The organism is Mesorhizobium sp. L103C131B0 (assembly GCF_000502275.1).
Lineage (GTDB): Bacteria > Pseudomonadota > Alphaproteobacteria > Rhizobiales > Rhizobiaceae > Mesorhizobium.
In genome coordinates this window covers 608743-623571 of the sequence record NZ_AYXC01000002.1, presented here as the reverse complement: position 1 = coordinate 623571, position 14829 = coordinate 608743, and the positions used below count along the sequence as shown (strand labels likewise).

The window sequence follows — 14829 nt, the reverse complement described above, 5'->3', positions numbered from 1 at the left end:
CCCGAGCCATGATGATTGAGTGTCGGCATGAGTGATTTGGTTGCGGCATTGCCGATGTATGACTGGCCCGAAGTGCGCGGCGAGGTCGACGCGCAATGGGCAGCGTTGCGCGATGCTTTTCGGCACAAGGGCGTCGATGGGCCGCAGACAATCGTGCGCCGCAATGGCGACCTGCCGCCGGTGCCGGGCGGTATCCACGACGCCGAGGGCAGACTGATCGCGCCCGATCCGGCGACACTGCCGCCGGACGAACTCGACCATCACCAGCTTTGGCTGCATCCGGCGCTGCTGTTCGCGCAGACCTGCTGGGGGCCGATGGAACTCGGCCTGAGCAAGCATGTGCAGGTGGTCGGCCAGCCGAGCTACGACGCTTACGAGGGCGGCGAAGGCGAACTCTATTCGAGCGCGCTGGTGATGCGGACGGGCGAGGGACCGGAGGTTCGCTCGCCCGCGGATGGCAAAGCCTTGCTGCCGCTCGATCTGATGCGTGGCAAGTGTTTTACCTACAACAGCCTCGATTCGATGTCGGGCATCATCGCGCTGACGCGCGATCTGCAGGCCGCCGGCGAAAGCCTGGATATCTTTTCCTCGCGCAGCGAAAGCGGTGGCCATCGCGGCTCGATCGTCGCGGTCGCCGAGGGCAAGGCGGATATAGCTGCCATCGACTGTGAGAGCTGGGCGCTGGCGCAGCGTTTCGAACCTGCGGCAAACGCCGTGAAGGTCGTCGGCTGGACGGCAAGGCGCAAAGGCCTGCCCTACATCACCGCCAGGACGACGCCGGAAAAGACGCTCAAGGCTCTGCGCGAGGCGCTTGCCGGATCAGCCGAGCAGCCTCGCATCCAACGGGTAGGTTGAAAGCTGCTCGTTACCGGTCTCGGTGATCAGGATCTGTTCCTCGATCTTGACGCCCTCATGGCCGCCGAGACGGCCGATATAGCTTTCCACGCACAGCACCATTCCCGGCTCCAGCACGCCATCGGGCGTGTCCGGCGTCCAGTCGCTGGCATGTGGCAGGGTTGGATACTCGTCGGCGAGGCCGACGCCGTGATAGAGCACGCCGTAGCGCGCCGGGAAGCAATCTCCCGGCGGCACCACGGAGCGTTCGACCAGGTCGCGAAAGGACATGCCGGGCTGCATCAATTGCGTGTTGTGGGCGATCTGGTCGGCGGCGATGCGGAACAGGTCGCGCTGCTCGTTCGATGGCCTCGCATCGCCGCAAAGCCAGGTGCGCGAGAGATCGGCGCAGAAGCCGTAGGGACCGATCAGGTCGGTGTCGAAGGCGACGAGGTCGCCTTCCTCGATCACCCGCGACGAGCATTCCTGGAACCACGGATTGGTGCGCGGCCCCGAGGCAAGCAGCCGGGTTTCGATCCATTCGCCGCCGCGCGCAATGTTGCCGCGGTGGAGTTCGGCCCACAATTCGTTTTCGGAAATGCCCGGCGTCAGCGCCTTCTCCATTTCACCCATCGCCGCTTCGCAAGCGACGATTGCGCGGCGCATGGCGAGGATCTCGTCCGGCGATTTGATCAGCCGCGCATTTTCCATCACCGCTTCGCCATTGCCAATCGAGATGCCGAGCCGGGCGAGTTCCTCGACGCCTTCCGGGTTGATGTGGTCGACCGCAATGCGGCTGTTGCCGCCGCCATGCTCCTTGACCAGATCGGCGATGCCGGCCGCCCAGCGGCGGACTTTGTGCTCGGTCAGCTCGCCGCCATAGAGATACATCCACGACACTGCCGGCCGCACCTCGTCGACGACGCCGGAATGATCGGACAGATGCTCGCAGGAGAAATAGTCGAACAGCACCACGGGTCCCTCAGTGGCGACGAAGCAGTGGCGGGTCGGATTGTGCGCGACCCACAGCTGCATGTTGGTCGAATCGGTGGCGTAGCGGATGTTGACGGGGTCGTAGAGCAGCGCGCCGGCGTAGTTTCGGCGCTTCAGTTCGGCTCTGATGCGCTCGAGCCGGTATTGGCGCATAGCGGCAAGATCGGGCGCGGCGATGCCTGCCGCTTGCCATTCGGTTTCAGCCAGCGCGCCATAGCCCAGCACATGCTGGTTCAGCGACGCCGCTTTCTGGCGCGAGGCGTCGCGCAAGGCTTCGACGGAGCCCGGCTCGAACGGCATGATCTTGCGGTGACGGCCGAACCCTTGTTTCTGCACCCGACGCCTCCCTGCCGACTTACTGTGGCGCTGCGCCCGCGGCCGCTTTCTTCAGCCGCGTGACCGTCAGCGTGCGGGTGGGCGGCTCGCTGTCGAACAGCATCGGGACGACCAACTGCTGCGGCGAGCCGTCAGCGACATAGCCGGCCTCGCTCAAGGCCCGCAGGATGCCCTCGGGAGGTTCCTTGTCATTGGCCATCACGAGCACCGCCGGCTCGATCAGCAAATGGCCGAAGTTCGGCATCTCGTCGTCGAGCACGACCAGATCGGGATCGACAAGACGCAGATTTCCCACCCAGTGCCAGCTCGATATCGCCGTGCGAACCGGACCGTTTGCCGTCAGCTGGCCATAGAGCGACTGGTAGTCGACACGCACAATGCTGCCACGGCTGTCGCCGCCATTGAGGTGCGTGTACCAGGTCACCGGCAGCACGAGGATGGCAAGCGTTGCGCCTACAAAGACGACGACGTCCTGCACCTTCCTTCCCTTGTCGCCTCTGGCATCCATCCGCAAGGCCAGCGCGACCGGCAGCAACACAAGGATGGGAAGCATCCAGCGATCGCGAAATTGCGTCGTCCCGCTCGCCAGGACGAGCACGATGGTCATCGCCAGGGCAAAAGCGATGGTGCGCCACACCAGTTTCTCGGTCCATGGCGCCGGTTGCAGCGCGGGCGCCGGCTTTTTCCATGCGATGAGCAAAGCCGCGACGAATATGCCGGCCGGCAACACGGCGAAATACAGGATAGCCTTGCCCAGTCCGCGCATTCCGTAGAATGCGGTTTGTATGGCGCTTTCTCCTCTGCCCATGCCGAAGCCGCTGCTGTGCGACAGCAGCTGGTCGGTGTAGGTCAGGTTCCAGTAGAGCGTCGGCAGGCAAAGCAGCACCGCCACGACAAGGCTGATCGAAAACCGGCGGTTGAGGATGACGCCGCGCGTTTCGCGCAGCGACAGGGTGGACAGGATCAGCGCGCCGAGAAAGATCGCGTTGTTGTATTTCGACAGGATGGCGGCGGCCATCGCCACGCCAAACAGCACATAGGTGGCCAGCGAACGCCGCTGCACCAGTTCAACGAGCGCAAGAAACAGCACCACTGAAAAACAGAAAGCGGCGATCGAGTGGGTGAGGGCGTGCTGCATCTCCCACACCATCTGCGGAAACAACAGCAGGCCGAACAATGCGGCGGCGCCAGCGCGGCTGGAATAGCCCAGGCGGCGGACAGCGATGAAAACCGACGCCAGCGCCGCTCCGATCAGCAGGTACTTCACGATCTTGAGCGCGAGGATGTTCGTTCCGACCACGGCGGCGACGAGGCGGGCAAGCCAGGTGTAGAGCGGCGGCTGCGAGCCGCCATAGCCAGCCCAGAGGTAGTGCATGTACATCAGCTGTTCGGAATCGTCGACGCCGACACCGGTTCCTACGACATGGGACAGCAGCGCCATCACCACGATCTGGACGACGCAATAGACCGCGACGCAGACCAGTGCGGCGTTGAAGGGACCGACCTTGCCTTCGCCGAGCCAGTCCGTCCATTTCTCTAGATACTGCAAGGGGATCGTCTTCTCATCGAGGGAAAATGCCTGCGGCCAACTCCGAAGGCCCCTTACACGATCTCACGCTCCCTGTCGCCTTTTCAGGTCCGCATCTTCTCGCCGCTGGGGTCGAAGGGCGCCTCGACATTGATGCGCGCCGGACGCCGGTGGCCGAGGATCTCGATCTCGAACAGTCCGGCACTTTCGTCCTCGGCGAGTGCCGCCGGCACATAGCCCTGCGCCATCGACTTCTGCACATAGTGCGCGTAACCGCCCGAGGTGACCCAGCCGACCACGCGCCAGTCGCGGTCGACGATGCCGCGCACGGCGGAAGCGCCTTCGGCAGCCTTTGAGCCACGCACTTCCTTGCCTGCCGTATCGAAGCGTGGCGCGCCATAGCCATGCGGCTTTTCCACCGTGCCATAGTCCTTGCCGACCTTGGCCCAGATCGGCTCGTCGCCCATGACATCGGCGTCGGCCGCATCGACGATGAAGGAGACACGCCGCAGTTTCGGCCCTTCCGCCTGTTCCTTGGCGGCGGCTTCGCGGCCGATGAAGTCGTTCTTCTCCAGCTTGATGAAACGGTCCATCGCGCCTTCGAACGGGCCGTAGATCGGGCGCAACTCGCGGTACCAGGTCGGGAAGTTCTTCTCCAGGCGCATGGAGAGCAAAGCGCGCATGCCGAAATCGACGAGGCCGAACTCCTCGCCGGCGTCCTTGATCGCCTTGTAGACCAGACGCTCATAGGCCGGCGCCATCCAGATTTCATAGCCGAGATCGCCGGTATAGGTGATGCGGTTGACCATGCAGGGCGCGCCGCCGACCGCCATTTCGCGGAAATCCATGAAGCGAAACGCCTTGGTCGAGATGTCGACATCGACCAGCTTCTGCAAGAGGTCGCGCGATTTCGGACCGGCGATCGACAGGCCGACGAGCGTCTGATCGAAGCGGTGGATGCGCACCGAACCATCCTTCGGCAGATGCTTCTCGAACCAGCGCATGTGGTACTTCTGCGCGGCGGACGAACCCCAGATCATAAATCTGTCTTCGCCTGCCTTGGCGATGGTGAAGTCGCCGATCAGCTTGCCGAACTCGTTGATCATCGGCGTCAGCACGATGCGGCCGATCTTCGGCATGCGGTTGGTCATCAGCCGGTTGAGGAAATCCTCAGCCGCAGGTCCCGACACTTCGTATTTGGCGAAGTTGGCGATTTCGGTGACGCCGACGCGTTCGCGCGTGGCGCGCACTTCCTCGCCGATAGGACCGAAATCGTTTGAGCGGTGGAAGGAGACGACGTCCTTCGGCTCCTTGCCCTTCGGCGCGAACCACAGCGGGGTCTCCAGGCCCCAGCTATCGCCCATGACGGCGTTGTTGGCGAGCATCGTGTCATAGAGCGGCGTCGTCTGCGCCGGACGCGCAGCCGGCAGCTCTTCATTGGGGAAGCGGATGGAGAAGCGGCGCGAATAGTTTTCGCGCACCTTTGCGTTGGTGTAGCGCAGGCCGGCCCACTCGCCGAAGCGGGCGACATCCATGCCCCAGACGTCGAAGCCGGGATCGCCATGCACCATCCAGTTGGACAGCGCGAGGCCGACGCCGCCGCCCTGGCTGAAGCCGGCCATGACGGCGCAGGCGCACCAGAAATTGGTCAGACCCTGCACCGGCCCGACCAGCGGATTTCCGTCGAGCGCGAAGGTGAAGGGGCCGTTGATGATCTGCTTGATGCCGGCTTTCTCGATGCCGGGGAAATGCTTGAAGCCGATCTCCAGCGACGGCGCGATGCGGTCGAGGTCGGGCGGCAGCAGTTCATGGCCGAAATCCCACGGCGTGTTGACCGGCGACCATGGCTTGCAGGCCTTTTCATAGGTGCCGAGCAGGATGCCGTTGCGCTCTTGTCGGGTGTAGATCTCGCCCTTGAAGTCGAGCACGCCGATCATCTCGCGGCCGGTCGATTTGTTGAACTCTTCGACCTCGGGCATCGGCTCGGTGAGCAGGTACATGTGCTCCATGGCCAGCACCGGCAGTTCGACGCCGACCATGCGGCCGATCTCGCGCGCCCACAGGCCGCCGCAGTTGACGACATGCTCGGCGTGGACGGTGCCCTGTTCGGTGACGACGTTCCAGGTGCCGTCAACTTCCTGCGTCAAGTCGACGACGCGGTTGCGCAGCACGATCTCGGCGCCCAGCTTCTTGGCCGCCTTGGAGTAGGCGATCGTCGTGCCGGAGGGATCGAGATGGCCTTCGACCGGATCCCACATGGCGCCGACGAAATTGGTCTCGTTCATCAGCGGGAACATCGCCTTGGCTTCGGAGGGCGTGATCAGCTCGGTGTCCATGCCGAGATAGCGGCCCTTGGCGTGGGCCAGGCGCAGAAAATCCATGCGCTCGGGCGTATCGGCCATCATCACGCCGCCGGTCAGATGCAGCGAGCAGGACTGGCCGGAGATTTCCTCGATCTCCTTGTAGAGCTGCACCGTATAGGCCTGCAGTTTGGCGACGTTGGGATCGCCGTTCAGCGTGTGGAAGCCGCCGGCTGCGTGCCAGGACGAGCCGGAGGTGAGCTCGGACCGCTCGATCAGCATGATGTCGGTCCAGCCGGCCTTGGCCAGGTGATAGAGCACCGAGCAGCCAACGACGCCGCCGCCAATGACAACCGCTTTTACATGAGATTTCATGAGAGATAGGTCCGTTTTTGCGTAAATTGAATCAGGTGTGTCGGTTGGCAGGATGCCGCCAGTTGCTTGCCGATCAAAAATCGGTCGGCGCGCCGCCTTCGGCCGTGCGCTTTTCGACGAAGTCGTTGAGCTCTTCACGGATCGCCGGGTCCATATAGGGTTCCTCGTAGGATGCCAGCCGCTCCTTCCAGACCTTGTTGGCCTTTTCCAGCGCGGTCGGCGATCCGGCTTCGGCCCAGGTCTCGAAATTGCGCCAGTCGGAGAGGATGGGCGAGTAGAAGGCTGTCTTGTAGCGGTCCTGCGTGTGCTGGGTGCCGAAGAAATGGCCGCCGGGGCCGACCGACTGGATGGCGTCGAAGCCGAGCGCTTCGTCGGACAGGTCGAGCGGGGTGAGGAACTCGGCCACCATCTGCAACAGGTCGATGTCCAGCATGGTCTTCTCGTAGGAACAGCGCAGGCCGCCTTCGAGCCAGCCGGCGCCGTGCATCATCAGATTGCCGCCGCCCTGGATGGCGCCCCACAGCGAGAACACACTTTCATAGGCTGCCTGCGCGTCGACGGTGTTGGCAGCGCAGGTATTGGAGGTGCGGTAGGGGATCTTGTAACGGCGGGCAAGCTGGCCGCCGACAAGCTGCGCCTTCATATATTCAGGCGTGCCGAAGGCCGGCGAGCCCGACTTCATGTCGACATTCGAGGTGAAGCCGCCATAGCCAACCGGCGCGCCCTTTCTCACCATCTGGGCAAAGGCGATGCCGGACAGCGCCTCGGCATTTTGCTGCACCAGCGCACCGGCGATGGTCACCGGCGCCATCGCGCCGGACAGGGTGAAGGGCGTGATGACGACGACCTGACCCTTGCTCGACATCTGGATGATGCCTTCCATCATCGGCACATCCAGTTTCAGCGGCGAATTGGTGTTAATGATGGTGAAGACGGACGGCTCTTCGAGCATCTGCTCATGGCTGATGCCGCGGGCGATCCTGGCGATCTCGATGCCGTCGACATTGCGCTCCTTGCCGAGCGAATAGATGTGGAACACCTTGTCGGTCAGCGTGGCGAGGTCGCGGATGCATTCGAGGTGGCGCACGGAAGGATGGATGTCGGTCGGCTCGACCGGATAACCGCCGGTGCAGTTCAGGATGTTGTGCATCTGCGCCAGGCGCAGGAAGTTGCGGTAGTCCTGCTGGTTGCCCGGACGGCGGCCGCGATCGAGGTCGGAGCAGTTCGGTGCCGACGCCATCATCGACAGGATCACATTGTTGCCGCCGAAGCGCACATTGTGCGCCGGGTTGCGGGCATGGAGCGTGAATTCCGACGGGCAGTTGGAGATGAGATCGAGGATCATGTCGCTGTCGAAGCGCACGCGCTCGCTGCCCTCGCGGACATCAGCGCCATTTTCCTTCATGATGCGGCGCGCTTCGTCATGCAGCACGTCGACGCCTATTTCCCTCAAGACGCGCAGCGAGGCGAGGTGGATCGATTCCAGCTCGTCGTCCGAGATCAGCTTGGTCGGCGTCAGCGGATTTCTCAGTTGTCGAAAAGCCGGCTGTTCGAAGGCGGCCGAGCCGCCGGCGCGCTTGCCCGCACGGCCACCGCGACGGGCACGGTCGGCTGCCAAAGGCGGTTCGGCTGGATGCAGGGCGGCGGTCATGATGGTCCTCGTACGATGCTGGTAGCGGGCGGCATAATGGACCGGCGGCTGTCCGGCCATTGCGGAGGCGGCGACCACTAGGACGAGGGAAGCGACATGCCCGAACGGCAGTCCGATAGCTGACAACCTTGCCGGGGATTGGCGGACAGGACGCGCCCACTGCGGCTCTTGGCGCAAGGGGATTTCAGGCGCGGCCCTTCCTTTCCCTAAATCGAACCGCTAGCTCAATGGTTTGCCGCTGGATCGGGCCGGCAATTCATGTGGAAGGCATCATGGCTGCGACCGGTTCGAGCGATGGCGAAGCGGGGACGCAATGGGCGGCGCTTGCCGGCGTAACTGCCGCCCTCGCGATGTTCGGTGCGGCGCAAGGGCTGAGCTCGCCGCTGTTTACGCTGCTGATGCAGAAGCAAGGCATGTCGCCGGCGCTGATCGGCTTGTCGGCAGCGATGATGCCGCTTGGCCTGATCCTTTCGGCCTCGTTCGTGCCGGCAGCCGTTCGGCTGGTCGGCGCGCGCAACCTGGCTGTGGGTTGCTCATTGATTGGGGCGCTGTGCTTCCTCGGCATCGGCTACCTGCAGGACTGGGTGGGCTGGTTCGTCATCCGCTTCATCATCGGTATCGTCATCAACCCGCTCTATATACTGGGCGAAGTATGGGCGCTGTCGCTGGCGCCGCCGTCGCGCCGCGGCAGGGTGATGGGGGCATTCAACACCGTGCTGGGCGCTGGCTATGCTGCGGGGCCTTTGGTCCTGACCGCGGTTGGGATATCGGGCTGGGTTCCTTTCCTGGTCGGCATGGCCGGCTTCATCCTGTGCGCCGCGATCCTTCGTGCTGTTTCGTCAAGCCTCGCCGGCTTCGAGGATGACGGCCAATTGCCCGGCGGCTTTTTCGGTTTCGCCAGGCTGGCGCCGGCGCTGTTGTTTGCCGTGCTGGTTTCGGCGGCGGTCCAGCAGGGCACCTACGCTTTGATGCCGGTCTTCGGTGCCGCCTATGGCCTGCCCGAAAGGACGCTGGCGGCCCTGGTGATGGCACTGTCGCTGGGAAACATCTTCCTGCAAATCCCGCTCGGCCTGCTGGCCGAGCGTTTCGGCGGGCGGGCGATGATCATCTTCTGTGCGTTGGCGACAACGACCTGCGCGGTTTTGCTGCCGTTGCTGATCACGACGCCGGCGATCTGGCTCGTCCTTCTCGTCATGGGCGCTGTCGGCTACGGCGTCTACACCATGGCGCTGGTGGAACTCGGCAGCCGCTTCAGGGGAACCGTGCTGGTCGCCGGCAACGCCGCCTTCGCATTGATGTGGGGCGCCGGCGGCATTGTCGGCCCGCCTGGCGCCGGTGCCTTGATGCAGATCATCGGTCCGCTCGGTCTGCCGGTGGTGATCGCCGGACTCGACGCGCTGCTGGTGAGCTTCGCGCTCTATCGATCGTTCAAGCGCCAAAACTCCTGACGGCCCAAAAACTCCTGACAGGCCCAAACTCATGACAGGCCTTGTCTGGAGCAAACGGTTTTTCGCGGGGCGGGGCTTACCCGCGTCGGACAGAAAAGCTAGTCCTGAACCTGGTTTAGGTGCCAATGATGAACCTGGCGGAAGCTGACAACGAGAAGATGCAGTGGGCGGCGATCAGCGGCGTGATCGCGACCGTCTCGGTGTTCGCCATCGCGCAAGGCCTGTCCTATCCGCTGCTGAGCTTCATCCTGCAACGCCAAGGCGTTTCGCCGGCCATCATCGGGCTCTCGGCGGCAATGACGCCGATCGGCTTCATTGTCTCGTCGCCGCTGATCCCGGCACTGGCGCGCCGGTTCGGGGCAGGGCGCACCGCGCTTACCTGCGCGGCGCTTTCGGCTATTGTGCTTGCGCTGATCGGCTGGACGCAGAATGTCTATCTGTGGTTTCCTCTGCGCTTCTTGATCGGGGTGGTGACCAATCCGCTCTATGTCTTGAGCGAAATCTGGGTCATTGCACTGGCGCCGCCATCGCGCCGCGGTCGCGTCATGGGTGTCTATTCAACCATCATCTCGGCCGGCTTCGCTGCCGGGCCGCTCTGCCTGCTCGCTGTCGGCACCGTGGGATGGCCGCCATTCCTGGTGGGGATCGCCGCCTTCATCTTCTGCGGCGCCTGCCTCGCGCTGGTGCTGCCGCGACTGCCGAAGGTCGACGAAGCTGGGCGCCGGGTTTCGGTCATGGGCTTCGTGCCACTGGCATGGCTACTGCTGTCGGCGGTGGTCGTTGCCGCCGGTTTCGAACAGGGCGTGCTGGCGCTGCTGCCGGTCTACGGCACGCACTATGGCATCGCGGAAGCGCGCATGTCGGCGCTGCTGTCGGTGATGATCGCAGGCAACATCGCCATGCAGGTGCCGCTCGGCTTGCTGGCGGAACGGCTGACGGCGCGGCTGGTGCGATTCGTCTGCGTCGTGGTGACTGTGCTGGGCTGCGTGCTGCTGCCGCTGCTGATCGAGACGCCGTTGATCTGGCCTTGCGTCTTTATCTGGGGCGCGGTCTCCTATGGCATCTACACCATGTCGATCATCGAGCTCGGCGAGCGCTTTACCGGCTCGGCGCTGGTCGCCGGCAATGCCGCCTTCTCCCTGATGTGGGGCATCGGCGGCATCGTGGTGCCGCCGCTGGCGGGTGGCGTCATGGATGTGATCGGCGCCTCCGGCCTGCCGATCACGCTGGGCACGATTTGTCTGGCACTGGCTGTGGCCACGGTCCTGCGCCGGCGGATGGTTTGAGGCCGCATTCCCCCGATGACCTGACGTCACCATCTTGAATAAAACCGCTTGCAACGCGATGTAGGCAGGGCTGCCCGCCACTAGCCTGGAGACCATGCGTGACCCAATCGATGACAAAACGCCAGACGGATGCCACCGCGGAGGACAAGTTCCTCTGGCTGGAGGACCGGACCAGCAAGGAATCGCTCGACTGGGTGCATCGCCAGAACGAGATCACCGTGGCCGAACTACAGGGCGATCCGTCCTACCAGGCGGCCTTCGAGACGGCGCTCGACCTGATGACGGCCGAGGACAACATTGCGGCCGGTGCCGCGCTCAACGGCCAAGTCTATAATTTCTGGCAGGACAAGACCAATGTGCTCGGCCTCTGGCGCCGCACGACGGTTGCTTCCTACAAGACCGAGAAGCCTGTGTGGGAGACGATCATCGACTTCGACGTGCTGTCGGCCAAGGAGGGGGTGAAGTGGGTGTTCAGCGGCGCCAGCCGCCTTTACCCCGATTTCAACCTTTGCCTGGTGGCGATGTCGCCGGATGGCGGCGATGCGAGCGAGATGCGCGAATTCGACATCGAGACCAAATCATTCATCGAGGGCGGCTTCCGCGCTCCCGCCTCGAAATCCGGCTTTTCCTGGCTGGACAGGGACACGGTCATTGTCTCGGCTGCCTTCGATGAAGACGACAAGACCCAGTCCGGTTATCCGCGCGTCGTCAAGCTGTGGAAGCGCGGCACCCGGTTGGAGGAGGCGACGCCGATCTTCGAGGCCGAGAAGCAGGATCTCGCGGCCGGCGCGGGGGTCGAGCATGATGGCGACAGGCAGTATTTGTTTCTGGCCCGCACGATCGCCTTCTTCTCCTCGCACAGTTTTCTGCGCCTGCCGTCGGGCGAAAACCGGCGCATCCCGCTGCCGGACGATGTCACCGACACCGCGCTGTTCAAGGGCCGGTTCGTGTTCGGGGTGCGCAGCCCATGGACGGCGCCGGGCGGCACTGAGTGCTTGCCGGACGGCCTCTCTTCCTTCGATTTCGAACACTGGATGGACACCGGCGACCTGGGCCCTGTTGAAACCATGCTCGCGCCAGCGCACCGTGTTTCGGTCGCCGGCATTGCCCGCACTCAGGACCGGCTGTTCATCAATCTGATGGACAATGTGCGCGGCAAGGTCGTTGTCGCCGAGCGCAGCGGCGACCGCTGGTCGCTGAAGCCGGTGGCGCTGCCCGAGAACGGCAATGTCGGCATCGCGCATGCCGAGCATTTCGGTTCCAGCGTCTCCTTCTCCTTCACCGATTTCCTGACGCCGAGTTCGATCATCTGGTCGGACGATGACGGGGTGACGCTGGCCACCGTGAAATCGCAGCCGGCGCGGTTCGACGCCGCGCCGCTGGTCTCGGAACAGTTCGAGGCGCGCTCGAAGGACGGCACCATGATCCCGTATTTCGTCGTCAGGCGGCGCGACCAGAAGGGTCCGGTACCGACGCTTCTCTATGGTTATGGCGGCTTCGAAATACCGCTGCTGCCCGGCTATGCCGGCGTGCGCGGCAGGCTGTGGCTGGAGAAGGGCAATGCCTATGTGCAGGCCTGCATTCGCGGCGGCGGCGAGTTTGGGCCGGCCTGGCATCAGGCGGCGCTGAAGGGCAATCGCCAGACTGCCTTCGACGATTTCGCCGCGGTGGCGCAGGACGTCGTCAGGCGCGGCATAGCCACGGCTGCTTCCCTCGGCATCCAGGGCGGCTCGAATGGCGGCCTGCTTACCGGCGTTTCCCTGACGCAGCATCCCGAACTGTTCGGCGCCGTCATCATCGAGGTGCCGCTGCTCGACATGCTGCGCTACACCGAACTGCCGCCAGGCGCCTCGTGGATCGGCGAATATGGCGATCCGGCAAAACCGGAAGAAGCCAAGTGGCTCGCCGCCTATTCGCCGTACCATCATGTCTCGGCCGATGCCGTCTATCCCCCGGTGCTGCTCACGACATCGACCGCCGACGACCGCGTCCATCCCGGCCACGCCCGCAAGATGGCGGCGAAGCTGCAGGAAGCAGGTCACGGCAAGACGTTGTTCTTCGAGGAGACGGAAGGCGGCCATGGCGGTCGCGGCGACCGCCGGCCGCAAGCGGCGCAAACCGCCATGAAATACGTGTTCCTGCAAAGGGTATTGAGCGGCACCGCTTGAATTCCGGGCCTCGGGCGGCATAGACTGCCGCCATGGTCTACATGAGCACATCCGGCGCCTTCGGGGTCGCGGTGACACCGTCGCCGCGCACGCTGCGCGCCGAACTGCTCAGGCTGTGCGCCCGCATCGGCTATTCGCCGCCCGCCGTCCTCTGACGAAGTCGCCCCGGCAGCTTGCCGGTTTGATTCCAGAGGAAAGAGCAAACCCATGACTTACCAGAATTATTCGCTGAAGCAGCTTCAGCAGATTGACGCCGCGCATCATCTGCATCCCTTCACCGACCACAAGGAATTGCGCGAGACCGGCTCGCGCATCATCACCCACGCCAACGGCCCGTTCATCTACGATGCCGACGGCACCGAAATACTCGACGGCATGGCCGGGCTGTGGTGCGTCAATGTCGGCTATGGCCGCGACGAGCTGGCCGACGCCGCTTACGCGCAGATGAAGGAATTGCCCTACTATAATTCCTTCTTCAAATGCTCGACGCCGACGCCCGTGCTGCTGTCGAAGAAGCTGGCCGAGCTGGCGCCCAAGGGCATCGCCCAGGTGTTTTACGGCTCCTCCGGCTCGGAGGCCAACGACACGGCGCTGCGGCTCGTGCGCCACTATTGGGTGCTGGAAGGCAAACCGGAGAAGAACCGCATCATCTCGCGCAAGTCGGCCTATCACGGCTCGACCGTCGCCGGCACGTCGCTCGGCGGCATGAATTTGATGCACAAGCAGCTCGGCGGGGCGGTTCCCAACATCGTCCATGTGATGATGCCCTATGCCTATGAGTTGGCGCTGCCTGGCGAAAGCGACCATGATTTCGGCCTGCGCGCGGCCAAGGCGGTCGAGGATGCCATTCTGGAGGCCGGCGCCGACAAGGTGGCTGCCTTCATCGGCGAGCCGGTGATGGGAGCGGGCGGGGTGAAAATACCGCCGATGAGCTATTGGCCGGAAGTGCAGCGCATCTGCCGCAAATACGATGTGCTTTTGATGCTGGACGAGGTCATCACCGGCTATGGCCGCACCGGCGAATGGTTTGCGGCGCAGACCTTCGGCATCGAGCCCGACACCATCACCACGGCCAAGGCACTGACCTCGGGCTATCAGCCGCTGTCGGCGCTGCTGGTCGGCGACCGTATCGCGGCGACGCTGGTCGAAAAGGGCGGCGAATTCTACCACGGCTATACCTATTCGGGTCACCCGGTGGCCTGCGCGGTGGCGCTGAAGAATCTCGAGATCATGGAGCGAGAAGGCCTGGTCGACAGGGTCAGGAACGACACTGGACCTTACTTCGCCCAGGCGCTGCAGGAGCGCATTGCCGGCCACGAACTGGTCGGCGAGGTGCGATCGATCGGGCTGATGGGCGCGGTCGAGATCGTCAAGGACAAGGCGACCAAGGAGCGCTTCCTGCCGGCGGGCAGTGCCGCCGTCACCGTCCGCGACCACGCCATCGCGCAAGGCCTGATGCTGCGCGCCACCGGCGACACGATGATCCTGTCGCCGCCGCTGATCTGGACCCGCGCGACGATCGACATGGCTTGCGATCGCATCGCCAAAGCGCTGGATCTGGCGCAAGCGGATTTGCGCAAGAAGTAGATGGAACGACAGCCGACGCCTTGCAATCAGGGCGCCCGGACTGTGCGCCTGCTTATCGTCAGGGTCGAAGGGGTCAGCGCACCGATCGTGCTGGTCAATGAAGACCATCAGGCAATTCCGAACGCTGCAATCGAAATATAATTCAGACCGAACAGTATAGGACTGCAAAACGCAAAAACCGCGCTCCATCGGAACGCGGCTTTGCCAGATACGCATGGCATTTCGCCAACAATACACTTGCGAAAATTACGGGCTCCGGTACGCGAGACCTGATCCGGAGCGCCGGGCGGATGCGATATGTCCGCCTCGCCATCCGTTATATA

General features: G+C 63.8%; 10 protein-coding genes. 6 read left to right on the top strand and 4 right to left on the bottom strand.

Features of this window, described 5'->3' with window-relative positions; all coding sequences use genetic code 11:
• Nucleotides 1-27 precede the first annotated feature (27 nt).
• The gene (locus tag X730_RS158300) at nucleotides 28-855 is read left to right on the top strand and encodes a PhnD/SsuA/transferrin family substrate-binding protein (RefSeq protein ID WP_023681766.1); all 828 of its coding nucleotides are present in this window, start codon (nucleotides 28-30) and stop codon (nucleotides 853-855) included.
• Here the strand turns inward: X730_RS158300 and X730_RS158305 are convergent.
• From X730_RS158305 to X730_RS158320, 4 genes are all read right to left on the bottom strand, one after another.
• Nucleotides 820-2127, bottom strand: coding sequence for a Xaa-Pro peptidase family protein (locus X730_RS158305; RefSeq protein WP_023825770.1), 1308 nt, complete (start codon nucleotides 2125-2127; stop codon nucleotides 820-822). The genes X730_RS158300 and X730_RS158305 overlap by 36 nt on opposite strands.
• Nucleotides 2128-2182: 55 nt before the next feature.
• Nucleotides 2183-3712: a glycosyltransferase family 39 protein gene (locus X730_RS158310; RefSeq protein ID WP_023825769.1), complete on the bottom strand. Its 1530-nt coding sequence runs from the start codon at nucleotides 3710-3712 to the stop codon at nucleotides 2183-2185.
• 83 nt (nucleotides 3713-3795) lie between these two features.
• Nucleotides 3796-6366 (bottom strand): FAD-dependent oxidoreductase, encoded by a 2571-nt coding sequence (locus X730_RS158315; RefSeq protein ID WP_023825768.1) that lies wholly within the window; start codon nucleotides 6364-6366, stop codon nucleotides 3796-3798.
• Between the two features lie 73 nt (nucleotides 6367-6439).
• Nucleotides 6440-8017 (bottom strand): trimethylamine methyltransferase family protein, encoded by a 1578-nt coding sequence (locus X730_RS158320; RefSeq protein WP_023815488.1) that lies wholly within the window; start codon nucleotides 8015-8017, stop codon nucleotides 6440-6442.
• Between the two features lie 272 nt (nucleotides 8018-8289).
• Between X730_RS158320 and X730_RS158325 the strand changes: the two genes are divergently transcribed.
• The 5 genes from X730_RS158325 to X730_RS158345 all read left to right on the top strand — a co-directional run bounded on the left by X730_RS158325 (nucleotide 8290) and on the right by X730_RS158345 (nucleotide 14506).
• Complete coding sequence (locus tag X730_RS158325) at nucleotides 8290-9465, top strand: MFS transporter (RefSeq protein WP_023825767.1); 1176 nt, start codon at nucleotides 8290-8292, stop codon at nucleotides 9463-9465.
• Nucleotides 9466-9593: 128 nt separating this feature from the next.
• Nucleotides 9594-10751, top strand: a complete 1158-nt coding sequence (locus X730_RS158330; RefSeq protein ID WP_023825766.1) for an MFS transporter — start codon at nucleotides 9594-9596, stop codon at nucleotides 10749-10751.
• A gap of 98 nt (nucleotides 10752-10849) precedes the next feature.
• A complete protein-coding gene (locus X730_RS158335) occupies nucleotides 10850-12919 on the top strand; it encodes a prolyl oligopeptidase family protein (RefSeq protein ID WP_023825765.1) in 2070 nt (689 codons plus the stop codon).
• 32 nt (nucleotides 12920-12951) lie between these two features.
• On the top strand, nucleotides 12952-13074 hold the full coding sequence (locus tag X730_RS158340; protein ID WP_023670422.1) for a hypothetical protein: 123 nt from the start codon (nucleotides 12952-12954) through the stop codon (nucleotides 13072-13074).
• Nucleotides 13075-13126: 52 nt separating this feature from the next.
• Nucleotides 13127-14506, top strand: a complete 1380-nt coding sequence (locus X730_RS158345) for an aspartate aminotransferase family protein (RefSeq protein WP_023825764.1) — start codon at nucleotides 13127-13129, stop codon at nucleotides 14504-14506.
• Nucleotides 14507-14829: the final 323 nt, after the last annotated feature.

Excerpts from the sequence above, each read along its gene's own strand:
- X730_RS158345 (WP_023825764.1), top strand. The coding sequence starts at position 13,127 with ATGACTTACCAGAATTATTCGCTGAAGCAGCTTCAGCAGATTGACGCC.
- X730_RS158300 (WP_023681766.1), top strand. The coding sequence starts at position 28 with ATGAGTGATTTGGTTGCGGCATTGCCGATGTATGACTGGCCCGAAGTG.
- X730_RS158325 (WP_023825767.1), top strand. The coding sequence starts at position 8,290 with ATGGCTGCGACCGGTTCGAGCGATGGCGAAGCGGGGACGCAATGGGCG.
- X730_RS158320 (WP_023815488.1), bottom strand. The coding sequence starts at position 8,017 with ATGACCGCCGCCCTGCATCCAGCCGAACCGCCTTTGGCAGCCGACCGT.
- X730_RS158315 (WP_023825768.1), bottom strand. The coding sequence starts at position 6,366 with ATGAAATCTCATGTAAAAGCGGTTGTCATTGGCGGCGGCGTCGTTGGC.
- X730_RS158340 (WP_023670422.1), top strand. The coding sequence starts at position 12,952 with ATGGTCTACATGAGCACATCCGGCGCCTTCGGGGTCGCGGTGACACCG.
- X730_RS158305 (WP_023825770.1), bottom strand. The coding sequence starts at position 2,127 with ATGCCGTTCGAGCCGGGCTCCGTCGAAGCCTTGCGCGACGCCTCGCGC.
- X730_RS158330 (WP_023825766.1), top strand. The coding sequence starts at position 9,594 with ATGAACCTGGCGGAAGCTGACAACGAGAAGATGCAGTGGGCGGCGATC.